Below are 25,358 nucleotides of genomic sequence, written 5' to 3' on the forward strand. Positions count from 1 at the left end.
GCGTTATAATGGAAGCAAATATTAATACGCAAGATGTAGGTGCGAAGAAGCCATCATTATTAGGAATGATTACTTCTCCAGGTGAGCAATTTGAGAGAATGAAGACGAAAAGTCCGGTATGGGGGGCATTTTTCCTTTTCATTATATTAACAGCTGTAATTGCAGGGATTGGCATGTATCAAGTAGTAAATCATCCTGATGTAATGGGTGAGGTGCCTGATGCCGAAGCGGCTAAAGTTGTTGGTTACTTCGGAATAGGAGCAGGTATTGTTGGTGGGCTATTTGGTACTGCGATTTGGTTCTTCATTGCGGCAGCTATTTATAAAGTGATTATGATGTTTATGAGTAATGATACTTCATACATGAAATTATTATCTATTTATGTCTACACATATACGATTTCAATTTTAGGTGCAATTGTGAACTTTATTATTAGAATGATTATTGGTGGAGATATTGAAACTTCTTATACAAGTTTAGCAACTTTATTTGAGCCAGGTACAGTTGCTCATGGTGCGGCTTCATCATTCGAAGTTTTCAATATTTGGGCATTAGTTGTAATGGGATTAGGATTACATATTACGGCTGGATTAAGTAAAAAACAAGCAACGATTTTAATTGTTATTTTCTTTATTCTTTCAGTTGGATTTAGTAGTTTAAGTGGTCTAGCTCCAAAATTTGGTGCATAATTTATTCTTTTAGAAAAAGGTGACTCTTCAAGAGAGTCACCTTTTTTATTTTTATCCTTACTTCAAATACCACCAACAAAATTTCAAATACTATCTAGTGTAATTTCAAATTCCATCGGTAGTATTTGAAATTACTCACAGTGAAATCTTTCCCTTATTTTTATATTGTGAAGGTACCGCGGAATACTAGAAAGGTATACCTTTTAGAAACGGGTACTGTGTGAAGCCAGCGACTTTTAAAGAGGCAGTTGTTTTGTATGAAGGGATGATTGTAAATCAAATAAAGAAATTAGGTATTCGTAAAGATTATGAAGAGTATTATCAATGTGGTTTAATTGGTCTTTGGCATGCGTATGAAAGATTTGATGCAAAGAAGGGGTATTTCCCTGCATATGCACTTGTAACGGTGCGTGGTTATATATTAGAAAGATTGAAGAAAGAATCTACTGTACAAGAAAGATGTGTATGTGTAGGAGAGTATGAGGACATCTTTCATTTTGAAGATGTTGAAATGAGAGTGAAGGATTTTATGAGTGTGTTAGACGAGAAGGAGAAGTATATTATTTTTGAACGTTTTTTTGTAGGGAAGACGATGGGAGAAATCGCTTTAGAGACGGAAATGACATATTATCAAGTAAGATGGATGTATCGGCAAGCACTCGAGAAAATGCGAGATAGTGTAAGAGGATAAAAATAACAAATAGAATGGAAGGTAAGGAAATACTACCTTCCATTCTATTTGTTATTAAGGTGATGAATCTTGCATGTTCATTTGGGATAATACATATCCAGCTTTCCATAATTGCTGACTTAGCTTATGGGAACTAATTTGTATCGTTACGGTAGCTCCGTTTGAAAAATGAATTTTAGCTCGTTTAGCTTTTTTGAAAAACTCTATTGTATGAACATGTTTGAAGAAAAGCCAAATACAATTTGGAGAAGCAGGAGATTCTGTTGGGAAAGCACAAATATATTCTCTATGATTGATCGGAATTGGAACGTTTTGTTTAAATTTAAATTTTGTTTTTACGGCATTACGTCTCCCTTGATAGGTAGAATGAATATTTGTTAGACAAGATTTCTGTATAAGTTGGAGAGCAGTTTGACAGGAGTAAAGATGGTTTCCGCTACTGTCGATAATTTTTGTACGGTAATAAGGGTGTTTACATGGTTCAAGCATCATTGTAGAACTAGAAATAAAAATGTTGTTTTCATTATCCATAATTCTATATCCTCCCTTATAATTTTCATTCTGAATATAATTATATATAAATTAAGTAAATTGATTGTTAATATTCTATTTCATATTGTAAATTTTGGCTATTCGTTTACAATCAATAGGTGATAGTCTTTCTAATTTGCATCGCTTGTACATATATATGAAAATAGAAAAGAGTAGGCGGTGATATAGTATGAAGAAAAAGTATATTATTATGGCTTTAGTTGTCATTCTCCTAGTATATTTAGCAAACAGCAATCCGAGTAAAGGAGAATATACAGAATGGGCAGCGAAGCAGTTTATGAAGCGTAATGATGTGAGTAAGAAGCTAGATGAAGTTCAAAAAGAGAATGAAGAGGGTCTCCTTGGCGACTTGGCATCGGCCGGTAAAAAGTTAGCGAAAAAGTATGTTGAGCCACAAGTTGGATTATTAATTGATCATTATACGAAGCGAAATGATTATATATTCTTCTCAACATATACGACTGAGTTTGATATAGGTGAAGAGCATTATAAGTACGTATGCGTCGGTTTTTCAAAGATTTTTATTCCGATTGAAATGCCGAAGAAAAAAGACGAATCTGCAAAATGATGCAGATTCGTCTTTTTCATTTTATAGAGTAATTGGAACTTCAGATACATTTTTTTCTACAAGGCGAGCTCCCTTTTTTCTTGTATTTTCATCAATGGATGAAAATACAGATGAGGCAAGGATTGTATCCATTACTTGATTTACGACTTGTGCATCGATTGGTGTGATGGGCGTATCGATAGAAAAAACGACTGTTTTTCCATCTTCTTTCGCGAAAATTAACTCTAGTACTTGCATGTGTTATTCCCTCCTTTGTATTTATCCCGCTATTTACGGGAATCGGGTCTGCTGGTTAAATTGCGGCTAATAATCAGAGGGGATGAATAAAATCCCCACTGATCCGAGTTTTACTTTATAGTTTCGAAAGATCTGATGTGCTTACAAGTTGTACAGCGTGAAGTGGTGATGCTTGTAAGGAAGCGAGAGCATGAGCTACGTTGTGTACTTGATCTAAGCTCGCATTTGTTTTAACACGTTTAAATTGTTTGCTCTTGAAAACTGTTTTGCCGTTCTTATCTAATCCGTTGTTTAAGACAAGACGTAAAGTTAAATCCATTACGATTGTTTCAATTGCCATGTGTATCACCTCCTTTCACTTTATAAATAGGGTACAAATGTCATGTTTTGGCGTGAAATTTTTTCTTTTTTTTGGTACCCTTAAAAGATTAAGAGAGGAGAATTCTGGATAATGAATCGTAAATGGTTATTTTGGATTCCTGTATTACTATGGATGGGGCTGATTTTCTATTCTTCGGCACAACCATATAAAAAGCAGGATATGCGTTCAGATATTGAACAATATGTGAATGTTGAATTTGTGAAAGAGCATTTTTCATGGGTATCTATCGATTATGGTGGAGGAACCCCTGTTAGTATTGCGAATAAAGGTGTAGGCGGATTTATTGAGTTTTTCCTTCGTAAAGGTGCTCATTTTATGGTGTTCTTTATGCTAGGTTCATTGATTTATTACGCTTTTCATCGATCAGGTCATTCGAGGAAAAGATGTTTTATATATGCCCTTCTTTTCGTTGCGGGTTATGCAACATTTGATGAAATTCACCAATGGTATACGGGAGACCGTACACCAATGTGGCAAGATTCATTGCTTGATACGTGTGGCGGATTAACGGGAATTATAATAAGTAATTGGTTTTGGAATAGAAAAAAGCGCTAATCTCATTTCGAGATTAGCGCTTTTTTTGCGGGTAGTAAAATTTCCCGTAACTGGCCTGATTAAAGTTTCACTTTATACACCAAGTAATTCTTTTAGTTCGTCTGTTGATAGTTCAGTCATCCAACTATCGCTTGTGATGACCGCATTGTTTAGAGATTGTTTTCTCTCTAGCATTTCATCAATTTTTTCTTCTAATGTTCCTGTTGTAATGAGTTTGTGAACATGAACAAATCGTTTTTGACCAATGCGATATGCGCGGTCTGTTGCTTGATTTTCCACAGCTGGATTCCACCAACGATCGTAGTGAATGACATGGTTGGCAGCGGTTAAGTTTAGTCCTGTTCCGCCAGCTTTTAAAGATAAGATGAAAATGTCATACGTTCCATTTTGGAATTCCTCAATCATCTTGTCACGATCTTTTTTCGGTACACTACCGTTTAAGAAGAGGACACGCTGGCCGAATTTTTCTTCTAGCACACGTTTTAGCATGTTCCCCATGCCGATGTATTGAGTGAAGATGAGGCAACTTTCATTTTGATCTTTTATATTTTCGATGAGCTCCATTAATATTTTTGTTTTCATGGAGCGTTCAACGACATTTTGTGGCTCTTCTTCTTTTAAATAAAGAGCAGGATGATTACAAATTTGTTTTAGCTTGTTCAACATAAGTAATATAAAGCCGCGTCTTTCAATTCCGCTTAATCCTTCGACATTTTGCAGTGTATCTTGAACAAGTTGTTCATATAAGGAAGCTTGTTCACCAGTAAGAGGACAGTAAGCTTTTTGTTCTTGTTTATCTGGTAAATTTAATGCGACTGTTTGATCTTTCTTCGTTCGGCGCAGTAAAAATGGTGAGATAAACCGTTGAACTTGCTGGATTTTTCCTTCATCACGATCTTTTTCAATCGGTGTGACGAAGCGGCGCTGGAATTGCCCTAAGCTTCCGAGATATCCATGATTAATAAAGTCGAAAATGGACCAAAGTTCAGCGAGGCGATTTTCCATCGGCGTACCAGTTAAAGCGATTTTGTGATTTGCTTGCAAGTTTCGTACTGCTTTCGACTGTTTCGTATGTGGGTTCTTAATATTTTGTGCTTCATCCAAAATAACAGCATCCCAGCATAATGAAGTTAGTTCTTCCTCATCGAGTTGAGCCAATGCATAAGATGTTAATACAACATCTGCTGATTGAAGGAAATCTTCAAATGAATTGCCCTTATCTCTATTACTTCCGTAATGTAATTGAACACGTAAATTCGGTGCGAAACGCTCAAATTCTTTTTGCCAATTTCCAAGAACAGATGTCGGTGCTACGATTAATGCAGGGCCTGTTTTGAGATTGTTTTCTTTTATATATAGTAAGTAAGAGATTGTTTGAATACTTTTCCCGAGTCCCATATCGTCAGCTAGCAATGCTCCAAATCCAAGCTTTCGTAAATATAATAACCATTCAATACCGTGTTGTTGATACGGACGAAGTGTTGCGTTTAGTGAAGTAGGGACATCTACTTTTGGAATATCTCCAATATGAAGCAGCTTCTGGAAGAGTTCTTCATAATATCCATCTAGTTCGATTTCAATATCAGTAAACGGACTATTATCTTCTACAATTTCCGTTTCAGCCGTATTTGATAAATGTTGCTGCAGGACATCTTTCATCTCTAGTCCGTATTTATCGGCACGGTTCATGAGTTTCCTTACCTCTTCGATAAAGGCTGGATCTAGTCGCATCCATTGACCGTTTATATTAAATAGACGTTTGTTTTGTTCAACGAGTTCGAAAAATTCGCTTTCCGATAAATCAATGCCATTCGTCGAAATGCGCCAGTCAAAATTAACGAGCGTATTCATACCGAAGAACGATTGTGTTTGTGCTGTATTTTGCTTCAACTGGACACGTAATTTCGGTTTTGTTGCTTTTAAATTTTGCCACCATGATGGTAGTAAAATTGTAATGCCGGCTGCAAGTAATTCATTGCTTGCTTCTGTTAAGAAGTTCCATGCTTCGGTTTCAAAGAGCTCATTTCGGAACGTATCTCCTTCTTTTAACCACGGTATGAGCTTACTAAAACCTTCTTGTGTCTCTGTAATCCGTTCTTCGTAATCGTGCCATCTTTTCGGTAAGGAATCGATGTTTTCATATACATATATGCGATGCGCCCCGCGCTTTGGTGTCACAATTGTTTCAAGCTTCCACATTTCAAATTCTTCTTGTGGTTCTTGCAGTCTTAGTCCGATTGTAAACGGAAGATCATCTTCAATATAACCAATTTTTCGAAGCCAATCTTCTTCATGTAGTGCTGTTTCCAATTGTCTTTTCGTAAAGTCGTAATGTTCATATAGTCTTTTGGCATCTTCCCAGCCGTCATTTGAGCGATTATCTTGTAATATGCTTTCATTAACTGCTGCTGAGAAAAGAGATGCTAATGTGTCATCTTCAATTGCTGTATTTTGGACTTTCCAAGATGGTTGTTTGGACCAATGATTCATATCTGGTACGAAGTTACCACTCGTAAAGGCATCCCATAATTCATTTGCATCTTTCGTAAGGGCTGTAATAGGTCCGTTTATTTGCATATGTGCAAATGAATTCATCGGTTTGTTTGCAATGTATTCAAATGCTTGTGCGTTTGTTAGCAGCACACCTTGTTTTCCTTCGAAGGTTGCTTCTTTTAGAAACGTACCGTAGAAAGAAGTGGAGTGCCATGTGAATGCATTTCGTTTCCAACTTGTTACGGATAATGGAGTACCGCTGTCATCTTCTCCCCAAAGGAACCAACCTTGACTAACATGCTGGAGCCTAATTGTTACTTCAGTTTGATTGATCATCGATTAATTTTCCTTTCCGTAATTCCTCTTGTAGTGCACGCAGACGTGAATGGAGATTGGCGATGTGAATAATGAAAGCATCCCATTCATCGGTGCGTTTTAATCGTTTATATAATGTGCGTAATTTCTTTAAGTAACGAACTGCGCGTTTATATGATTTACGATTTCGTTCTTCAATCGCCTCTACAGCAGCAAGATGGTAAAGAGGAAGTGCCGCTTCTGGCGCTTCTTTTTCAATATCTTTCAGTGGCTCTTTTAACAGTTCAATTGCTTCAAATCCATATAGGAGATGAAGCTCTGCCCATGTGCGATACTGTTTTTTCGCGAGTACGTACTGTTCATAGTTTGTGAAACTATACGGTAATAGTTCTTGTAAGATCATTTCGAAACCCGCTTGTTCATTTGTATGTGTTGCATATGTTTCATACATGATTACAAATAGGCGAACGACATCTTTTATAAAAATCGTATTTTCGTGATCCTGGATTGTTTTCTTTACTTGTTTATACGTAAAGGAAAGCCAATTTTTCGCACGATCCCACTGCATGGCACTTAATAGTTCTTCTAACCAATAGAAGTATAGACTCACAACAGAAGCAGGCTGTTTTTTTAGTAAGTCCATCGCTAGTAGATCTTCGTCATTCAAAAAGAGAAGATGGGAAGACGCTAACGCTTTGGATAGTGGATTGATTTTCGTATCGATTCGTTTTTCTTCCTCTTGTATTTTCTCTTTATTGTTTAAAAGTTCACTCCATATGTGACGATAAATGAAAAATCGCTCTTGCGTATAAGTGTCGGTAGAGAAGAATACTTCATGAACGAGACGAGCTGTTTCTTGTAAAATTATTTCAGACTCTGAAGGAATCGCTTCTGATTGTAAGTCCCGAACGATGGATTCCACTTTGTCTACAAATAGGCGAATGACATTAACAGGTTGGTGATAAGAGTACGTTTTGTTTGCGTCGAATGCCTGAATTTCTTCTAATAACTTTTGAAAGCAGTAAAGTGCTGCGTGTAACCTGAATAATTCATGTATCGCAATGACACGCGGAGCTTTCCGCTCAAGTTTCGTATAGAAATCTGTAAAGATACTCATAAGAAAATACATTTGTTTATAAGTAAGCCGAGCTTGTTCTTTTTTAAATGAATCATATTCTTTTTCAAAATATGATTCCCAACTTTTATAGTCAGTTTCTTCAAAAGCTGATGATTGCAATACTTGTCTTGCAGTTCGAATAGGAGGAAGGGAAGGTTTCGTATTATTTTTAAATAAAGTTAATACATCTCCTACTTGCCCGAAACTAGACGCTGCAGATAGTAATACAGCAAGCATATGCTCACATTGTGTTGGTGCGAAGCAATCACAATAACTTTCAGCGACGTTACGAATCGGAATATGAACGCTATATACGTTGCCTTCCGCATCTACAGTTCCTGATAGTGTATAACCATCAAAGTCAACATTGTAGACAACACCACTACGATATAGGTGCCGAGCTGTAGCGACATGTTCCTGATCAGCTGTTTGCTGTGGATCTAGTCCTTGAACGAACTCATTCGCAATCATCATAATTTCATCTTTCGTAATTGAGTGTTGCAGCATAATATTCCTCCGTACACATATTTCTTTCCTTTACCATTATAAACAAAAAATGCTCAAAACAGAAAAAATGAAATTTGGATTACATAACTTGAAAATCATGGTAATATACAAAATGTTAATTTCGTATATTACTATATATTTATAGGAGGGGAAGTTGTGTCAGATTTACAAGCGAAGTTTGGTAATGGTATGAACAAGTTGCAAGAGGGAATTGAGCAAGGAAAGATGAAGTTGCAAGTTGCACAAGAGGTTGCACAACTAAAGAAAATTACGCAGGAGAAGTTACAAGCGAAAACTGAAATTTTGTTGGAGCTTGGTCAAACTACATATATGCAACTGCGTAATGATGAAGTTCGAATAGAGGTATTGAAAGGAATTGTAGAACCGGTGCAAGAGCTTGATATTGCTATTTATAACATGCGTAAGCAAATTGCTAATTTGCAGAATCAAGGTCAGAAGGGGCAGTGTAGCTGTGGTGGTTCATTATCATTAAATGATAAATTTTGTGGACAGTGCGGGAAAGAAAATGAGTTACTCCTTCAAACAAACAATGTTGAAAATGAATCATGTTCTTCGTGTGGTGAACAAATCGTAACAGAAGCTATATTCTGTCCAGTTTGTGGTATGAAGCAAAGTAAGGAGTGAGGAATATGTATTGTAAAACTTGTGGTTTAGAACAGTCTGATGTATCAAATTATTGTACGCATGATGGGTCTAGTACAGGTAGTGTAGCGAGTCATATTATATTAGCGCCCAAAGACTCAAAATATTGCCGAACTTGTGGAGTGGAAAGTAAAGAAACTGCTACATATTGTGAAAAATGTGGCGATTCCTTACTAGTAAGTATTACGAAAAAAGAAATGAAAACGAAATTACCAGACCAGGGTGTACAACTAAATGTGGGTTCATCTGGAATTGCTTTGAAAAAAGGCTTACTTGGTAGTGGTCTGGCAATTATATGCATGTTTTTGGCTGGCTGGATTAGTAGTTTAATTATCGATGCAGCGATGAATGACTTAATGAGAACGATGGTTACAAATATGAACGGTATGCTGGATATGACTACTATTAATCAATCTTTCATTGGCATAGCACCATTAATTTTAACGTATCATTTAATGGGTCTTGAAGTCAGTGGAAGTGGTACATACATAATGTCATTTATTCTTCATGTCCCATTGTTCATTTTGTTAACTATTCCAGCACTTATATTAGGTGGAATTGGCTTTTTTGTAGAGAAAAAAAAACCGTCTATTGTTTGGCGTGAGAAGCTAGTAACAGCATGTATTATCGGTATTGTATATGGAATTTTCTTATGTGTTGTAAGTTTTGTAGCAAGTTCTTCTACGACGATTTCTCAATTCTATGAAACAATGACGATTAATGTTAGTTATTCTCATATTATTAGTTTGTTGTACGGTATTATATTTGGTCTATTATTTAGCTTTATTGGCATGAGTATTGCAGCGGGACCACATCGTATGCTTTCCGCGATTAGTCAAAGTGTTCCATATGCAGCATCTATTTATTACAGTGTAGTGACTGTTTTAAAAGGATTAATCATTACATTTGGTATTATACTTATTACGATTTTATTTAGTAGTTCAAAATCAATGGGACCAATTGATTTTCCTGAGAAAACATATAAAGCATTAATTTCATTAGAAGCAACACCGTATATGTGGAACATGGCTCACTTTGCTCCAACTGCAATTAAATGGGCGAACATGGAGAAAGAAATACAGAACTATCCAGGAGGAAAAGGGCCGTTACATTTATCATATACATCAGGCATATCATTAAATGGTACGTCTTTAAAAGATGTGGCAATTGCTAATGGTGCTTCTGTTAAAGAAATTAAATATATGGATGATTTCAATTCCTACATGCATTGGTGGGGGTTATTAATTTTAATACCATGTATCTTACTATTTAGAGCTGGAATGAAATTAGCTCAATATCCAATGAAAAACATATATGTAACGATTGCGATGTTTAGTGCGGTTTATACTGTGATGATGCTTTGTGTAAATGGATTAGCAAAAATCCAAATCGAAGCTTCAGGTAGTAAGGAAATTATGAAGGAATTTACGGGGATTTCTGGTCCGCTATTATCGATTCAAAGTAGCACAATCTATTTAATAGTAGGTAGCTTTATTCTTTCTTACGTATTAGTGTTTGCTGGGATGAAATTGGTAAAAAAATAAGGGGGAGAGTCGCTTGAAGTTGTGTGGAATATGTAATGAAAAAGTTGCAGACCATTTAAATTTTTGTCCAGAGTGTGGAAGTAAGCTAGAAGAAATCACTGATCAAACAGCTTCTTCTCGTTCAGAAATACAAAGGGAAACAAAGCCGGTGAAAAGTAAGAAGAACATATTTTTACTGCTAGGTTTTCTCGTTATTTTTGCTATATTGTTCGGGGCATATAAATTTGGTGCAAGCAAGTTTTCAAAGGAAAAACAAGTAAACGTTATGATTGAGGCATTTCAAAAGAAAGATGCGAATGCAATTGATGAGTTTGTAAAGGTAGATGATCCGAGCTTAAAGATTAAGGCAGAGGATATTAAGGCGTATATCCGTTATTTAAAAGACAACCCTTCATATAATAAAGAGTTGCTGTCTTATTTACAAAGAGAGACAGTGGATCAAAAACTAGCAAGTGATAAAGCATCATTTAAAGATGGACAAATTATAGAAGATGGAAAAGAATGATTTTTATATCCAAAGTATAAATTTAGCATGAAATCTTATTATATGAATGTAAGTACAACTGCAAAGAATGCAGAAATATATGTGAATGACAAAAAAGAAACAGAGCTTTCTAGTGATAAAAATTCGAAAGAGTTGGGGCCATACTTCCCAGGTACATATGTTGTAAAGGCAACGGCGAAGACAGAACTTACTGAATTAGAAACAGAGAAAGAAGTAGATTTAGCGGATGAGCAGAGCGAGAAAGTGAAAATTGATTTATCGCTTGAAGGCAAGTATGTAAGCATTTCTTCTGATGAAAGTGATGCAACTGTATTTGTGAATGGGAAAAAACGTGGAAAATTAAATTATGGAAGTTATAAGCTTGGCCCTGTATCCACAGATGAAACAGTAGAAGTACATTTAGAGAAAACTACTGATTTTGGTGTGATGAAATCTGAAAGTGTTAAAATTGGAGACCAAAGCACGTATTACTTAAAATTCCCGAAAGAAACATCAACTTCAGCAGTGGGCGACTTTGTAAAAAATCATATTTATGATAACGTACGTGCAATTTCATTAAATGATTTTAGTTTAATTGAAAATAATTATGATAAGAGCGGGAAATCGTATAAGGAAGACCGTGATTATATACAGTATTTACACAAAAAAGGAATTACAGAAGACTTGTTAACGATGGAAGTTCGTAATGTAGAGCGTCAAAGTGATACGAAATATAAAGTAACGACATATGAAGAGTATCATATTCGTTATGGTGATGGATCTGTGAAGTTCAAAAGTTTTAATAACGAACATATTGTAACTGTGAATGGAAATGGAAAGATGTTGTATCATTCTCTTGGTGCAAATAATACGTTGAAATCAGAAGATGTATCTGGTCCAACTCGTTAATATGAAAGAGGCTGTTCAATATTTGAACAGCCTCTTTTTGTAGCTAAATCGATATTTCGTGTCAAACCGTTGATATATCGTAAGTTATGATAGATATAATTGAAAAATCGTTGATATATTTTTCTTAAATTGTGTTCACGAAGGGAAAATAAAAAAGATATCACTTAGCCGAAAAATCCGGCGAGGTGATATCTTTTTTTTCAATTATGAGTGCGTTTCTTTTAATATCGCTTGTACATACGGATCATGTAATATTTGCTCTATAATTGGCAACATATTTTGTTCAAATGGAATGTCGATAGGAAATGGTTTTTGAGAGCCTGTTTTTATTCCATATTGCACAATTTTGTAATGTGTATTGTTTTCAGACTTGAGCACAATTAACTTATAGCGATTATCATCGCCAGCGAGTGAGAAATCAATAGAAGTAGCGTTATATGTTACTTCATCTTTATATATGTACGGCTTTGGCGTACCAATCCAGTCTACTTTTGCTTGTACATTCATGGGCATAGCCTCCTTATATGTATTATAAATAAATAAAAGCCAGCTCTCAATAAAGAGAACCGGCTTGTAATTTAGCAGTCATTGGTTATTTTAAAATTTTCACTTTAACAGTTTTGCGTCCCCATTTTTGAGCAGCGCTATCTGATCCAAGTAAGATGTCGATACGGTTACCTTTAATTGCGCCACCAGTATCTCCAGCGATAGCTTCTCCGTAACCTTCTACCCATACTTTAGATCCTAATGGGATTACTTTCGGGTCAACAGCGATCATTTTCATGTTTGGATTCGCAGTTAAATCATGACCCATTGCAGTTAATACACGGCCGCCATATGTGCCCCCGTTTTCGCTCGGGTGAGCTGTATATGCTGTAGCTACAACTGTTAACTCACGACCACCAGATGGTGTGCTAGTTTCAGCAGCTTTCACAGCAGGCTTAGCAGCTGGTTTTGCTTGTGCTGCAGGTGCTTGAGCCTTAGCTGGTGCTTCAGCTTTAGCAGGAACAGTCGTTTCTTGTTTCTCAATTACAGGTGCTGTACCTGTTAAGAAAGGAACATGAACATAAGCTGTTTTCCCGTTATATTCAAATTGTAACCACTCATTTTGTACTTGGTTCGTTGTTTCGATTACATCGTCTTTCTTCAACTTTCCAAGAATTTCTGAGTTTGTGTTCGCTTCAGCACGTACGTTTAATACGTTAGCTGTTACGTAGTAGATGCTTTTTGTGAACTCTGCACTTACGAATGCGTCTTTACCGTCTAAAGTAACTTTTGACCATCCGTTCTCTGTATTTTGAACATCTATCTTATTACCGTTTAGTAATTTACCGACAACTTTTGATTCCGTAGTAGGGTTTTCGCGTACGTTTAGTACGTCTGTTGTTACAACAGTTTCTGCATTAGCAGATGATGTGAAAATCCCAAGACCAAAAACTGCTGCTGTTGCTATACCAATTAATTTTTTCATGATAGCCTCCATTGCGTTTGTTTTCGTGTCCTCATTATAGCAACAGATTTTTTCGGATTTGGGGAAAACACACAATTACAAACCATTCGTAATAAGTCGTTAACATCCTGTAATATAACAAAAAATATAGGAAAGCGTTTTTCATTCTATATGACTCATAGGTTTCTAGTTATATTCAAAATATTTAATACAACATGTTTTTTTCGACGTAAATAAGAATATTACAGGGATGTTACATGATGTTTACTAAACGATTACATTCCTTGAGTATTTTACCGTTTTATGGGTAATATAGTTATATAAACATAAACATTTTGTTTGTGAAGCTATAAACACGTGCTATATACTAGCAAAAAAACCGCATAATTGTTACAAAACGAAAGGGTTGCAAGGAAGAACTTTGCCCTTTTTTACATATGTAACACATCCTTTTTTAGGAAAATACATTCCTATCCGCGTTTTTCTCACACAATTTGACAGCAGTATTTCTAACTTGTAGCTCTTGCAGAGTGAAAAGGTTATACGAAAGGTAAGGCTGTCCATAAGAATTCGAATTGGTGAAGGTGAAAGTAAGAAAATCACCGCAAAATTATAGTTTTCTATCCGATTTTACATATCGGAATTTATGTTATTTACAAAAACGAAACCTACGAAGGGGGATTTGATGAGGAAACTGACAAAAACATTCATCGTTTCATTAACATTATGTATTGCATTTACAATTTGGGGGATTATTCCCGAATCTATTATTGGAAAAGGTAGCTTAGGAAATGTAACAACCGCAATTCAAACTGCATTAGTTAGTAAGTTTGGATGGTTTTATATTATTTCCGTTTCTATTATTTTAGGTGTATCTATCTTTTTAATTGTTTCGAAATACGGTTCTATTCGTTTAGGTAAAGATGATGACGAACCTGATTATAGTTATATGACATGGTTTGCTATGTTATTTAGTGCTGGTATGGGTATTGGCTTAGTTTTCTGGGGCGTTGCCGAACCATTAAACCATTTATACGCACCTCCGTTTGGGGATAGTGCAACTGAGGAAAGTGCGCGCCTTGCACTGCGTTTTTCATTTTTCCATTGGGGATTACATCCTTGGGGACTATATGCGTTTGTAGCGTTATGTATTGCTTACTTTACCTTTAGAAAAGGAAAAGCAAGTACGATTAGTGCGACAGTAGGTCCGTTATTTAAGGGCGGGGAACACGGGCGTATTGCTCATTCATTTGATGTGTTAGCTGTTTTCGCAACTGTGTTTGGTGTTGCAACATCATTAGGTCTCGGTGCAAAACAAATTGCAGGTGGTGTTAGCTATTTAACATCTATTCCGAATTCATTAACGACACAGTTAGTTATTATTGCAATCGTAACAGTTCTTTTCATGTTATCTGCACAAACAGGTCTTGATAAAGGAATTAAATATTTAAGTAATACGAACATTATTTTTGCATTTGCACTTATGATCATTGTATTATTTGCAGGTCCAACAAACTTTATTATGAATTACTTCACTTCAACAATAGGTTCTTATATTCAGGAATTGCCAAGTATGAGTTTCCGTTTAAGTCCATTGGATGAAGGCGGAAATCAATGGATTCAGTCATGGACAATTTTCTATTGGGCATGGTGGATTGCGTGGTCACCATTCGTAGGTACGTTTATTGCTCGTGTTTCACGAGGCCGTACAATTCGTGAGTTTGTTATCGGTGTGTTACTCGTACCGACCGTAATTGGTGCACTTTGGTTCTCCGTTTTCGGCGGAACAGGTATTCATATGGAGCTGTTTGGTGATGCACATATCTTCGACAAAGTGAAAGAGATGGGAACAGAAGTAGGATTATTCGCTATGTTCGATCAGATGGGCAGCTTTGGATCAGCTTTATCAGTTTTAGGTATTTTACTTATTGCAACATTCTTTATTACATCTGCAGACTCTGCAACATTCGTTTTAGGGATGTTAACGACACATGGTAGTTTAAACCCACCAAATCGTATTAAAATGATTTGGGGTATCGTTCTAGCCGCGATAGCTTCTACGCTATTATATATTGGCGGATTAGAAGCCTTACAAACGGCAGCTATCATTGCAGCATTCCCGTTCGTCTTTGTTATTTTCTTTATGATGGCAGCATTATTTAAAGAGTTACAAAAAGAAGGACGTATGAAGCGTCATTAATAATAGAAGGAAAAGAGCTGATTTCATATCAGCTCTTTTTTTATCCCTCTATTTGCTGAGCAGTAAGAACCCCACCTCAAAATTCAGCAAAAGCAAATAAATCGAGCTGCTTGTAAAAGTCCGATTGGTGATGGCTGATTAAAGTTTCACTTTATATAGAAGGAATTTGGAATGCGGGTAAGGGAAATAAAATACTTTACTATATAAGTAGTATGCCTTTTATACGAAGAAAAAACGATAGGTTTCGACAATATTCGATACCTTATGAATTCTATTCGTATTTTTGTCAAAAATATGTCGGAAATGTGTTGTCACGTTTATATATATGTGCTATATTATTTCCTGTAAGCGATTTCAAATAGTTTTAAAGCGCATTCAAGGGGGACATCTAGAATAATGAAACGTTACGAAAGAAAGTGGAAGCATATTTGTTTGAAACGTGTGGCACATCGTAGTGTCCAAGAAAGCACGGAACCTAAGACTGAAACGCGCAAAGAACAGCAAGAGAAGCAATTGGTTCTACAAAAATAGCAATCACTTTTTCGTATATAAATGAAGGTCGATCGTTCGTTGGGGGATGGACGTGAAATTACTTTCAGCTAAGGGGTATTGTCTGATATATAATTTATACGGCAATAAATAAGCACAGAGCATACGGCGCTCTGTGCTTATTTTTATTTATCTTTTTTGAATCGAACTGTCTTATCCCAGCCAATGACTTGTTTCTTGCTCTTCGCACGTAAGTATAAGATTAAGCTGCGAATAAATAAGTACGTAAAGAGCTGTGCGTACGTAAAGTACATAATAACGCTAATAAAAATATTAGTCGGTGTAAAGGTTCGTTCCACACTCTGGGCACTAAATAATTGAGAAACATATGTAATATATGCGACATACCACATAAATAGTAGTGGAATGCTATATTGAATTTGGAATATCCCGAGTAGCCCAATTACAAACCAAACGTTCGAAATGATTAGGAATAGCCAAAATACAACATACACTAGAACTTGTTGTAAGGAATGAACGAGCAGTTTTCCTTTAAAGAAGCTTAATGATGAGAACATTTTTTCTAAAATGTATAAATTCCCTTGGAGCCAACGTGTACGTTGTTTAATAAGAATTTTTAAATGCTCTGGTTCTTGTTCCCAAGTAACTGATTCTGGGACGATTGGTAAGAGATAACCTTTTTGTGTAATTCGTAATGTTAATTCGGCATCTTCTGCAATTGCATAAGGGTCATAGCCACCAAGCTCTTCTAGTGCAGAGCGACGAAGAAGCATGTTTGTTCCTGTCAGTGAGCCTGTTTGGAATAGTAACCAGCGTCCAGATTGCATAAGGAGCTGGAAGATTTGAAATTCTAGCGAAATCATTCGCGTCAGCCAGTTTCTTTTTTCATTTACTGTACGAACATGTCCAACAGCCCCAACAGCATCTTCAGTTGTTTCAGCGTGCTCTACAAGCATTCGCAGTGCGTGTGGCTCAGGCTGGTTATCTGCATCATAAACACAGAAGTATTCACCATCTGAAATACTAAGGCCGTAGTTTAGTACACGTGATTTACCCTTCGGTTCACCGGGTGGAACACGAATGTGACGAATGTGGGCATAAGCTTTGTCGAAATCATCGCCGATTTCAGGTGTTTCATCTTGAGAGTTATCATTTAATAGATAAATGGTTAGCTTTCCTGGATATTCAATCTTCGCCATTGCCTCTAAAGTATCTTTAATAACGACCCCTTCATTATGAGCAGGGATGAAAATATCGACGCTCGGATAATGTTCTAATGTACGATCTTTTCGTTTACTATTTCGGTGAATTAAGCCCGCAATTGTTAAGAAAGAGTAGTAAACGAGTAAGCCAGAGAATAGAAAGGCCGTAAAAATAAGAACATATTTAATTGAAAATGTGATACTGATCCAAAAAACGAGTACGCAAAACAGAAGAAATAAAAGAAGTATAACGAGAGTCATCATAACAATGTCTGTCCTTTGTTTCCAATTTGCTCACGTGAAATTTTTATATCTCGGATTGCTTCAGCTGCAAGCCATTGCTCCATTTTTGGCTTTAGGCGGTTCATTACAATATCAGCACCAGCTTCATTTGTGTTTTGTAATAAAATAACTAGCGTATTATTATCATATTCAGCAGCAAGGTCAAAATCATTCCTTACGGTTTCAACTAATAAGGAAGCTACACGGTCCATAACACTTTCCTTCGTATATTTACTAAAGGAAGTGAAATCAAAGTAAACAATAAAGCCTGTTTCATTACGACGATTCATTGCAGTCGTTAATAACGCTTGGCGTCTCTCGAATTCTTGTCTCGTTAGTAATTTTGATTCTCCAATATATTGTTCCAACGTTCTCACACGCTCAGTTAAAGTTTTATTTTCATGAATCACTTTTTTCAATAGGTGAGTTGTTATGTATACAATGAAGAAGTTAGCTGCCATCAGGAAGTGGGTAATCATATATTGCCATTGAACTGATGTACTCCATAAATGAAGCCATGCTTCATAAAATAAATAAAATACGGAAATGATGGTTCCTAGTATGAAGAAAATAAATGCTGTTTTGTCAGCTAAAAATAAGAATAGTACATTTACGATTACGTATATTATTGTAAAAATGAGCGCATGCTCATAATTCGTCACATGTACAGTAGTAAAATAAAATACAATTTGTAGAATCCACATAGAGAGGATTTTATAGAACTTATCTTTCACAAAACTTTCCTCCTTAAAGCTATTTCATCCATAGATACTTGTAGTATGCGCAATTATTAAGAAATTGACTATGTCGTTAAATTCTTTTGAAGGGCAACAACAAGTAGTATTTCTATTTTCATCAGAAAAATAAAAAGATCTAAACATTATTGTATCATAATGTTCTTATATTTGGGATAAGGTGGTTGATAGATATATATAATACGTTTGGATTGCATGAAAAAAGTCTTCTCTTGGAGAAAGAGAAGACTCTATATAAGTTTATAGGAACATCATACCTGCAACTGCTGCGTTTAAGAAGTTCGCTAATGTACCAGCGATAACTGCTTTAATCCCTAATTGTGCAATTTGTTTACGGCGAGTAGGAGCTAAAGTTCCTGTTACACCTAATTGAATTGCGATAGAAGAGAAGTTTGCGAATCCACAGATTGCAAATGTTAAAATTAGATTTGTTTTGTCAGAGAACTCTGCCATGTGTGGCCCTAAGTTTGCGTATGCAACGAATTCGTTGATTGCAAGTTTTTGACCGATAAAGCTTGCTGCTTGTACAGCTTCACCTGGAGAAACACCGATTAAGATTGCAAATGGTGATAATAAGTAACCGAAGATTAAATCAAGGCTAAGTTTAATATCGAACCAAGAACCAACCCATCCTAATAATCCATTTAATAAAGCGATTAATGCGATGAAAGCCATTAACATTGCTGCTACGTTAATAACAAGTTGCATACCTTCAGATGCACCGCGTGCAGCTGCATCGATAACGTTTGCATCTTCACGTTCTGTAGAAAGTTCAACGTTATTATCTACTTTTTCTGTCTCTGGCATGATTAGTTTTGCAATTAATAAGCTTGATGGAGCTGCCATAATTGCAGCTGCTAATAAGTGCTCTAACGGAATACCCATTGCTGCATAGCCGACAAGAACGGATCCAGCAACAGCTGTCATACCGCTTACCATAATAGTGAAGAATTCACTATTTGTTAAGCGTGCTAAGTAAGGTTTAATTAAAATTGGAGCTTCAGTTTGTCCTAAAAATACAGTCGTTACTGAGTTTAAGCTTTCTGCTTTAGAAGTGCCAAGAAGTTTACTTAATGCACCACCAACGACGCTAACAAATTTCTGCATAATACCGAAATGATATAAGATTGCTACTAATGAACTAATAAATACGATTGGAAGTAGTGCTTGAATAAAGAATACAAATCCCCAAGGTCCTTTTGCGTTGACTAAATCCCCAGCAACGAACTTAATTCCCTCGTAAGAAAAATTAATTAATCCTTGAACACCGTCAGCAGCGTGTTTTAAACCTGCTTTACCAGCATCCCATCGTAATACGATAAATGAAAATGACATTTGTAATGCTAGCGCGATTAAAATTGTGCGCCAATTAATAGCTTTGCGGTTGGAAGATAGTAAGAAAGCAATTGCTAATACCCCAATCACGCCGCCAATTCCCCATAAAAGATTCATGCAGTGTATGCTCCTTCCTCATAGTAAAAACAGTGTATAAACCAGTTGTCTATACGTTTACGAATATAACATCTTAAGTAACTTATCATAATGGACATCGGAGGTCAAACGTCTGATGAAAAGTTTAAATAAAAAGAAAATTCTTCAAAAAAACACATATAAAATAAATAGACATGAAATAGGTTATGTTTTTTATGAAAATATATACATTATGATAACGTTATGCATTGTTTTTGCAGAATAAAGTGTATGAAATGGAAGAATAGATACATTATTTTTGTAGAGGGAAAGCTAGGGGAAAGGGAGTAATGTGTTGAAATCGTACAAAAAAGCCTTCTAGTAAACTAGAAGGCTTTGAAACTATTAATTAAGGTGCTTTCGTGTATCCTAAGAAGTGGCTCTTCCAATAAGAGTTACTTAATGAAGCGATTGCTACACCTTTATCTCCAGCTTGGATAAATGATCCGCCCCCAAGGTAAATACCCATATGAGAAGGACCAGATTTATAAGTGTTTTGGAAATAAATTAAGTCACCTGGTTGTGGACTTGAAGTTTGTGGTAGGCTACTCCAATATCCCGCAACACTTTGACGGCTAATGTTATGACCAAATTTCTTAAATACGTGGTAGATGTAGCCACTGCAGTCTACGCCGTTAGCAGAAGTTCCGCCCCAAACGTATGGTACACCTTGCATTGATTTTGCATATGCAAGTACGGAAGAACTGTCGCCACTATTATTGCCTGTATTATTATTGTTGTTATTGTTTTGATTGTTATTTTGGTTATTGTTAGGCTTATTATCTACTGCGCCTCCAACTGGTGTTTTAGATAGGTAACGTGTTCCGATATAACCATTTTGACCGTTGTAGTTAATTTTGCTCCATCCAGAGTTTTCAGAGATTACTTGAACCTTCTGACCTTGTGGAAGTGCGCCTATGATTCTATAATTTGTACCTTCGCCGCTACGTACATTTAGTGCAGAAGCATTAATGTAATAGTCGCCAATTGCACCTTGGTTAGGTTTTTCAGGTTGTTTTGGTTGCTCAGGAGTAGTAGTGCCACCTTTAACGAATTTTACAAATTCGCTACTAACAAAGCCTGTTTTTCCTTGGTAATTTACTTTAAACCAACCGTTTTCAGATCCAACTACGTTTAATGTTGTACCGTTTAAAACGCCACCAATTACACTATGGTAAGCGGCAGGGCCTGTACGAACACGTAAAGATGTAGCGTTAACTACGTAAGAACCACCAGTTTGAATAGTTCCATTATTATTGTTTTGCTCTTGTTTGTTACCTTCTGTAACGTTTTCGTTAGAACCGCCTTTTGTTACGTAGTCTTTGCTTATATAAGCAGTTTGTCCTGCGTAATTGATTTTGAACCAATCTTGAACTTCGCCGACAACTTGTACTACTTGTCCTTTTTTGACAGAACCTACAGTTGTGTGAGAAGTGCTAGGACCTGTACGAACGCGAAGGGAAGATACATTTACTGTATAGTTTCCGCTTGCTGGTTTTACTTCTTGGTTGTTATTATTCGTATTGTTGTTTGAAGAACCCCCATTAGAAGAAGCGCCAGATACGAATTCGCCACTTACATAACCTACTTGTCCATTATGGTTAATTTTCACCCAACCATTTTCTTGTCCAATTACGTTTAATGTTTGTCCTGCATATACACGTCCAGAAACAGAACTAGAAGTGTTAGGAGCTGTACGTACACGTAATACATCAGCAGTAACTTTATTGTTTCCACCTGTGCTTACATTGTTGTTTGCTGCTCCACTTTTTGATACAAATTCGCCACTAACAAAGCCTGTTTTTCCGTTAATGTTAATTTTGAACCAACCATTTTCTTCGCCAATCACGTTTAGTGATTGACCGCTATAAACGCGTGAGATGATGTCGTGAGAAGTGCTTGATCCTGCACGAACATGTAATACGCTCGCGTTTACCTTATAAGATGAGTCGTTTGATGCAGAAGCTTGGACAGTTGTAGCAGCTTTTTGTGTATTTTGTTCAGGTGCAGCTTGAACACTATCAAGTGTAGGTGCTGCTCCCCCTGCTACAGACACTGCCGCAAGACCGGCAAGGTACTTTTTCATAATTTGTCGATTCCTTTCTGTCTGTAATGTAGTGAAGAAATATTTACCAACTGTTAAAAATTCTAAAGAGCATGTCGATTACTGTCAAGACTTATATAGGAATCTGAATATGACAAAAAGATTACAAGAAAAAAATCAAGGCATAAAATTACACCTTGATTTCCATTTAAATGCATATATTGAATATGAAAGGACAGAAATTATTCGTGTTTAAGAAGATGCCATATTGGATTGTAACAAGATTTGATTAAAAGATTTTTGCAGTTTTTTGGTGATAGGTCCAACTTGCCCATCTTGAATCGCGGTTCCATCAAGGTGGGTCATTGGTAAAATTTCAATCGTTGTGCCTGTAAAAAAGCATTCATCTGCTTGATAAACGTCACGAACGCTGAAAAGTTCTTCCTGTACAGGAATGTGAAGAGTATTGGCTAAAGAAAGGACATATTGACGAATAATACCATTTAAAATAAGGTGATTGGCTGGATGTGTGTAAAGAGTTCCGTTTTTAATTAAGAAGAAGTTGGAATGGCTTCCTTCCGTTACAATACCATTCCTTACGAGAAGTGCCTCTTTACAGCCTTTCCGTTCAGCTTTCGTAGCAGCTAGTACGTTTGGTAATAAATTTAATGATTTAATGTCACAGCGTAGCCATCGTGTATCGGGTTCTGATATAGCGCGTATACCATATTCGATCCATAACGCTGGCCTTTCTTTTTTTGTAATATAGGCATAAATTGTCGGAGGGTTGTCATATGAAAATATATGTGTGCGAGCTTGTACACCGCGAGATACTTGCAAATAAATTGTGCCATCTTCGTGGAAATGGTTTCTTTCAATTAATTTGTAAAGTAAAGTGATGAGTTCAGCTTTTGAGAAAGGGAGCGATAATTCTATTTCTTCCATGGATCGATATAATCTCGTTATGTGCGGATCTAATAAGTGAAAGTTCCCTTTATATAGGCGAATAACCTCGTAGACACCATCTCCGAACTGCAAACCTCTTTCTTCAAGTTCTATGTACGTTTGTTGTTTTGTTGTATCAATAACTTCATCATTCCAAAGTACAAATTTTTCGTATGCCAATTTCCGTCCCATCCTTTCGTAAGTACGTAAGTAACGTGAAACTTTCATTCATGCGAGATAAGAATCACTATAGTAATTTTTATGTAAGTAATTCTCTACATATGCCCGTAAATGCCCGATTGGTGAGGGCTGATTAAAGTTTCACTTTACAGCATTTTGTATATACAAATTCGAAAATAAGAATGAGAATCCTGCTTTTAGATAAAAAAAAGCAACATTCTTATGGAATGCTGCACAAGGAGGGTAGCTATCTTTCATAGGGACATTGTCTCGTTGAATGCTTTGTGTATGGAAACAAAACATGTTGAAAGACAATTATAAGAAAGTAGAAACAAAAGATTTACACATTTCTTTAAGGGATCTTACGAAAGATGAGAGATAAGAAATATGTAGAACCTTGTTTGCATATTTTATTATAGAGATTCTTCATTAACACTATGTGAATATTTGGTAAAGGTTATGTAATTTTAAAGTTAATGAATATAAGTAGTTGTATGGAAGAAAATAAAAAAAGAGGCTGAGATTACTCAGCGCTCTTCTTTTCTTCTTTAATAGCTGTTTTTACTTCACCAGTTTTGATCTTATTACTTTCAGAGAAGCGAAGTAAGTCACCTTCAATGATTTTATCAGACATGTTCAATTCATTTTGGGCACGATCAATTAGTGGTTGAGATTCTTCTTTCGGTAATTGTACAACTTCGCCAGTAGCACGGTCGTAGAATGTACTGTTTGTGTACATGTATTTATCTGTAACGAAGCTACCGTCACGAAGAACAACAAATCCTTTATTATCAGGTGAGAATACATCATGACCGAATCGAACGTCATTTGTAGAATCTACACCAAGTAAGTTTAGAATAGTTGGTTTAATGTCAATTTCACCAGTTGGTTTCGAAATTGTTTTACCTTCTTTTTGACCTGGAACGTGAATAAACATCGGTGTTTTTTGTAAGTTCATATGGTCAAATGCAGTGATTTCTTCTTTTCCTAAGAACTGTGCCATTGCACGGTTATGGTTTTCAGAAATACCGTAGTGGTCACCGTAGAATACGATTACTGAGTTGTCGTAAATACCTTCTGCTTTTAGACGCTCAATAAAGTGTTTCATTGCTTCGTCTAAGTAACGAGCAGTTACCATGTAACGGTCAAATACTCCATCACCAGAATTATATTCGTCGATTAATTTTGTACTGTCATCGTAAGTGAATGGGTAATGATTTGTTAAAGTAAGGAAGCGAGTATAGAATGGTTGCTTCACTTCTTTCAACATATCAATAGATTGATCGAAGTATTCGATATCCTTTAATCCCCAGTTTAATTTTGTTTCCGGCGTAATCTTGTAATCAAGCTCGTTGTAGTAACGATCATAACCAAGTGCTGGATACATAATGTTACGGTTCCAGAATGTTGCGTTGTTTGCGTGGAATACCGACGTGTGATACCCTTGCTGACGTAAAATTTCTGGAGTTGCTGTATATTCATTGTTACCGTGTGTGAAGAATACAGCACCGCGGTCTAGTGGATATAACGAAGTATCTACTAGGAATTCAGCATCAGATGTTTTACCTTGACCAGTTTGATGGAAGAAGTTATCAAAGTAATAACTTTCTTTCGTAAATTGGTTTAAGAATGGTGTAACTTCTTGTCCGTTAACTGTTGCACCAATTAAGAATGTTTGTAATGACTCAAGAGAGACAACAATTACGTTTTTCCCTTTTGCAGTACCGAACATATTTGGATCTGGTTTACTTTGTGTTGTTTTTACGTAGTTTTCTGTTTCTTGTAATTTACTACCGTCAGCGAATGCTTTTTGTGAACTTGATTTTGCTTGTAAGCCAAGATCGTATACTTGGTGTACATATAATCCTAAGTTTTTAACAAGCATAACGCGGTCGAATGAACGTGTTAATAGTTCTGGGCGTTCAGCTTCTGCAAGTCCTAAGTTTGCGAAGAAAATAGCAACTGTTGATACGAAGTATAGAGAACGCATCGGGCGTGCTACACGCTCTGTAGGTGCAAAGTTCTTCATTTTCTTCAACAGAACGAAGAATATGATAATGTCTGCAAATGCAAGAATAATTTTGTAGTTAAATAATTCTTTCACACTAGAACCTAAACTTCCGAAGTTAGATGTTTGTCCGAGTACTGGTAAAGTAACGAAGTCATTGTAGAATCCGTAGAACATTACGTTACCAACAAGAACGATTGTTAAGATAAAATTAATTCCAAGTGCTATATAGTTACGTTTTTTCCCTTTTGCAAATAATGCAAGACCAACAAGCAGTAATGATGCTGCTAATGGGCTAAGGAATAAAATGAATTCTTGCATGAAAGATTCAAGTTTTAAATCAAAGCTTGTGCGTGTAATAATGTAAGTTTTCAGCCATAAGGCTAATGCTACGAATACAGTGAAACGCACATTTTGAAATTGTGATTTCAAGGTTTCTTTCATTCATTTCCACCCTTTCTCTATCAGGCTTGGTCGATTTTGGAGCGAAAAATGCTAAAATAAAAAATACATAGTTTTCTTGGCCATAATTAAAGGTTCTATATTCACCCATATACGACTATAACTATGCATACCCTTTTGGTTTCTTTTGTTGCTCATAAGCAT

21 protein-coding genes and 1 pseudogene are annotated in these 25,358 nt (G+C 36.1%); 9 read left to right on the forward strand and 13 right to left on the reverse strand.

From position 1 onward, the window contains the following. Positions 1 to 8: 8 nt before the first annotated feature. Together yknW and OXT04_RS20665 are read left to right on the forward strand one after the other, a co-directional pair. On the forward strand, positions 9 to 689 hold the full coding sequence (gene yknW, locus OXT04_RS20660; RefSeq protein WP_000387917.1) for a YknW family membrane protein: 681 nt from the start codon (positions 9 to 11) through the stop codon (positions 687 to 689). A gap of 220 nt (positions 690 to 909) precedes the next feature. Then, the gene (locus OXT04_RS20665; protein ID WP_098570077.1) at positions 910 to 1,380 is read left to right on the forward strand and encodes a sigma-70 family RNA polymerase sigma factor; all 471 of its coding nucleotides are present in this window, start codon (positions 910 to 912) and stop codon (positions 1,378 to 1,380) included. A gap of 54 nt (positions 1,381 to 1,434) precedes the next feature. On the opposite strand, the gene OXT04_RS20670 is transcribed toward OXT04_RS20665, so the two are convergent. After that, positions 1,435 to 1,911 carry a competence protein ComK gene (locus OXT04_RS20670; protein ID WP_000368313.1) on the reverse strand — a complete coding sequence of 159 codons (477 nt, stop codon included), beginning with the start codon at positions 1,909 to 1,911 and terminating at the stop codon, positions 1,435 to 1,437. 190 nt (positions 1,912 to 2,101) lie between these two features. Here OXT04_RS20670 and OXT04_RS20675 point away from each other — a divergent pair, with 190 nt between their 5' ends. Then, complete coding sequence (locus OXT04_RS20675) at positions 2,102 to 2,500, forward strand: DUF4359 domain-containing protein (RefSeq protein ID WP_000731400.1); 399 nt, start codon at positions 2,102 to 2,104, stop codon at positions 2,498 to 2,500. 21 nt (positions 2,501 to 2,521) lie between these two features. Here OXT04_RS20675 and OXT04_RS20680 read toward each other — a convergent pair whose 3' ends face one another. Both OXT04_RS20680 and OXT04_RS20685 read right to left on the reverse strand, forming a co-directional pair. Beyond that, a complete protein-coding gene (locus OXT04_RS20680; protein ID WP_001197593.1) occupies positions 2,522 to 2,737 on the reverse strand; it encodes a DUF2922 domain-containing protein in 216 nt (71 codons plus the stop codon). A gap of 115 nt (positions 2,738 to 2,852) precedes the next feature. Continuing rightward, on the reverse strand, positions 2,853 to 3,077 hold the full coding sequence (locus tag OXT04_RS20685) for a DUF1659 domain-containing protein (RefSeq protein WP_000963861.1): 225 nt from the start codon (positions 3,075 to 3,077) through the stop codon (positions 2,853 to 2,855). Positions 3,078 to 3,188: 111 nt separating this feature from the next. Here OXT04_RS20685 and OXT04_RS20690 point away from each other — a divergent pair, with 111 nt between their 5' ends. Continuing rightward, positions 3,189 to 3,674, forward strand: a complete 486-nt coding sequence (locus tag OXT04_RS20690; RefSeq protein WP_001080707.1) for a VanZ family protein — start codon at positions 3,189 to 3,191, stop codon at positions 3,672 to 3,674. A gap of 72 nt (positions 3,675 to 3,746) precedes the next feature. Here OXT04_RS20690 and OXT04_RS20695 read toward each other — a convergent pair whose 3' ends face one another. Both OXT04_RS20695 and OXT04_RS20700 read right to left on the reverse strand, forming a co-directional pair. Next, the gene (locus tag OXT04_RS20695; protein WP_098570080.1) at positions 3,747 to 6,503 is read right to left on the reverse strand and encodes a DEAD/DEAH box helicase; all 2,757 of its coding nucleotides are present in this window, start codon (positions 6,501 to 6,503) and stop codon (positions 3,747 to 3,749) included. Then, on the reverse strand, positions 6,487 to 8,106 hold the full coding sequence (locus OXT04_RS20700; RefSeq protein WP_098256636.1) for an SWIM zinc finger family protein: 1,620 nt from the start codon (positions 8,104 to 8,106) through the stop codon (positions 6,487 to 6,489). The genes OXT04_RS20695 and OXT04_RS20700 overlap by 17 nt, the downstream gene beginning before the upstream one ends. A gap of 156 nt (positions 8,107 to 8,262) precedes the next feature. Here OXT04_RS20700 and OXT04_RS20705 point away from each other — a divergent pair, with 156 nt between their 5' ends. From OXT04_RS20705 to OXT04_RS20715, 3 genes and pseudogenes are all read left to right on the forward strand, one after another. After that, positions 8,263 to 8,751: a zinc ribbon domain-containing protein gene (locus tag OXT04_RS20705; RefSeq protein ID WP_097821421.1), complete on the forward strand. Its 489-nt coding sequence runs from the start codon at positions 8,263 to 8,265 to the stop codon at positions 8,749 to 8,751. 5 nt (positions 8,752 to 8,756) lie between these two features. Then, the gene (locus OXT04_RS20710) at positions 8,757 to 10,313 is read left to right on the forward strand and encodes a hypothetical protein (RefSeq protein WP_267417220.1); all 1,557 of its coding nucleotides are present in this window, start codon (positions 8,757 to 8,759) and stop codon (positions 10,311 to 10,313) included. A gap of 13 nt (positions 10,314 to 10,326) precedes the next feature. Next, a pseudogene (locus tag OXT04_RS20715) lies at positions 10,327 to 11,706 on the forward strand (zinc ribbon domain-containing protein). Between the two features lie 204 nt (positions 11,707 to 11,910). Here OXT04_RS20715 and OXT04_RS20720 read toward each other — a convergent pair. Together OXT04_RS20720 and OXT04_RS20725 are read right to left on the reverse strand one after the other, a co-directional pair. Continuing rightward, complete coding sequence (locus OXT04_RS20720) at positions 11,911 to 12,213, reverse strand: DUF3910 family protein (protein ID WP_097821419.1); 303 nt, start codon at positions 12,211 to 12,213, stop codon at positions 11,911 to 11,913. 85 nt (positions 12,214 to 12,298) lie between these two features. Further along, the gene (locus OXT04_RS20725; RefSeq protein WP_000733343.1) at positions 12,299 to 13,177 is read right to left on the reverse strand and encodes a cell wall-binding protein EntA; all 879 of its coding nucleotides are present in this window, start codon (positions 13,175 to 13,177) and stop codon (positions 12,299 to 12,301) included. 664 nt (positions 13,178 to 13,841) lie between these two features. Between OXT04_RS20725 and opuD the strand changes: the two genes are divergently transcribed. Both opuD and OXT04_RS20735 read left to right on the forward strand, forming a co-directional pair. Next, positions 13,842 to 15,356, forward strand: coding sequence for a glycine betaine transporter OpuD (opuD, locus tag OXT04_RS20730; RefSeq protein ID WP_001229103.1), 1,515 nt, complete (start codon positions 13,842 to 13,844; stop codon positions 15,354 to 15,356). Positions 15,357 to 15,752: 396 nt separating this feature from the next. Then, positions 15,753 to 15,887, forward strand: a complete 135-nt coding sequence (locus OXT04_RS20735) for a hypothetical protein (RefSeq protein ID WP_000833067.1) — start codon at positions 15,753 to 15,755, stop codon at positions 15,885 to 15,887. Between the two features lie 143 nt (positions 15,888 to 16,030). Here the strand turns inward: OXT04_RS20735 and OXT04_RS20740 are convergent, their stop codons facing one another. The 6 genes from OXT04_RS20740 to OXT04_RS20765 form a co-directional block, all read right to left on the reverse strand. Then, a complete protein-coding gene (locus tag OXT04_RS20740; RefSeq protein ID WP_000988751.1) occupies positions 16,031 to 17,332 on the reverse strand; it encodes a glycosyltransferase family 2 protein in 1,302 nt (433 codons plus the stop codon). Next, positions 17,329 to 18,084 (reverse strand): nucleotidyl cyclase domain-containing protein, encoded by a 756-nt coding sequence (locus OXT04_RS20745; RefSeq protein WP_000653228.1) that lies wholly within the window; start codon positions 18,082 to 18,084, stop codon positions 17,329 to 17,331. Before OXT04_RS20745 ends, OXT04_RS20740 begins: the two co-directional genes overlap by 4 nt. 261 nt (positions 18,085 to 18,345) lie before the next feature. After that, positions 18,346 to 19,557: a NupC/NupG family nucleoside CNT transporter gene (locus OXT04_RS20750; RefSeq protein ID WP_001051020.1), complete on the reverse strand. Its 1,212-nt coding sequence runs from the start codon at positions 19,555 to 19,557 to the stop codon at positions 18,346 to 18,348. A 367-nt stretch (positions 19,558 to 19,924) separates the two neighbouring features. Further along, the gene (locus OXT04_RS20755; protein ID WP_071714005.1) at positions 19,925 to 21,661 is read right to left on the reverse strand and encodes a C40 family peptidase; all 1,737 of its coding nucleotides are present in this window, start codon (positions 21,659 to 21,661) and stop codon (positions 19,925 to 19,927) included. A gap of 210 nt (positions 21,662 to 21,871) precedes the next feature. Next, on the reverse strand, positions 21,872 to 22,756 hold the full coding sequence (locus OXT04_RS20760) for a D-amino-acid transaminase (RefSeq protein WP_074593743.1): 885 nt from the start codon (positions 22,754 to 22,756) through the stop codon (positions 21,872 to 21,874). A gap of 511 nt (positions 22,757 to 23,267) precedes the next feature. Further along, entirely contained in the window at positions 23,268 to 25,196 is a 1,929-nt protein-coding gene (locus OXT04_RS20765) for an LTA synthase family protein (RefSeq protein WP_000665343.1), read from the reverse strand. Positions 25,197 to 25,358: the final 162 nt, after the last annotated feature.

It is taken from the genome of Bacillus sp. GC_Bacil_1 (assembly GCF_026540675.1).
Classification (GTDB): domain Bacteria; phylum Bacillota; class Bacilli; order Bacillales; family Bacillaceae_G; genus Bacillus_A; species Bacillus_A cereus.

Coding starts and splice junctions, on each gene's coding strand:
- yknW (WP_000387917.1), top strand. CDS start 9: ATGGAAGCAAATATTAATACGCAAGATGTAGGTGCGAAGAAGCCATCA.
- OXT04_RS20750 (WP_001051020.1), bottom strand. CDS start 19,557: ATGAATCTTTTATGGGGAATTGGCGGCGTGATTGGGGTATTAGCAATT.
- OXT04_RS20670 (WP_000368313.1), bottom strand. CDS start 1,911: ATGGATAATGAAAACAACATTTTTATTTCTAGTTCTACAATGATGCTT.
- OXT04_RS20685 (WP_000963861.1), bottom strand. CDS start 3,077: ATGGCAATTGAAACAATCGTAATGGATTTAACTTTACGTCTTGTCTTA.
- OXT04_RS20760 (WP_074593743.1), bottom strand. CDS start 22,756: ATGGGACGGAAATTGGCATACGAAAAATTTGTACTTTGGAATGATGAA.
- OXT04_RS20710 (WP_267417220.1), top strand. CDS start 8,757: ATGTATTGTAAAACTTGTGGTTTAGAACAGTCTGATGTATCAAATTAT.
- OXT04_RS20675 (WP_000731400.1), top strand. CDS start 2,102: ATGAAGAAAAAGTATATTATTATGGCTTTAGTTGTCATTCTCCTAGTA.
- opuD (WP_001229103.1), top strand. CDS start 13,842: ATGAGGAAACTGACAAAAACATTCATCGTTTCATTAACATTATGTATT.
- OXT04_RS20720 (WP_097821419.1), bottom strand. CDS start 12,213: ATGAATGTACAAGCAAAAGTAGACTGGATTGGTACGCCAAAGCCGTAC.
- OXT04_RS20765 (WP_000665343.1), bottom strand. CDS start 25,196: ATGAAAGAAACCTTGAAATCACAATTTCAAAATGTGCGTTTCACTGTA.
- OXT04_RS20700 (WP_098256636.1), bottom strand. CDS start 8,106: ATGCTGCAACACTCAATTACGAAAGATGAAATTATGATGATTGCGAAT.
- OXT04_RS20735 (WP_000833067.1), top strand. CDS start 15,753: ATGAAACGTTACGAAAGAAAGTGGAAGCATATTTGTTTGAAACGTGTG.
- OXT04_RS20755 (WP_071714005.1), bottom strand. CDS start 21,661: ATGAAAAAGTACCTTGCCGGTCTTGCGGCAGTGTCTGTAGCAGGGGGA.
- OXT04_RS20680 (WP_001197593.1), bottom strand. CDS start 2,737: ATGCAAGTACTAGAGTTAATTTTCGCGAAAGAAGATGGAAAAACAGTC.
- OXT04_RS20695 (WP_098570080.1), bottom strand. CDS start 6,503: ATGATCAATCAAACTGAAGTAACAATTAGGCTCCAGCATGTTAGTCAA.
- OXT04_RS20690 (WP_001080707.1), top strand. CDS start 3,189: ATGAATCGTAAATGGTTATTTTGGATTCCTGTATTACTATGGATGGGG.
- OXT04_RS20740 (WP_000988751.1), bottom strand. CDS start 17,332: ATGATGACTCTCGTTATACTTCTTTTATTTCTTCTGTTTTGCGTACTC.
- OXT04_RS20725 (WP_000733343.1), bottom strand. CDS start 13,177: ATGAAAAAATTAATTGGTATAGCAACAGCAGCAGTTTTTGGTCTTGGG.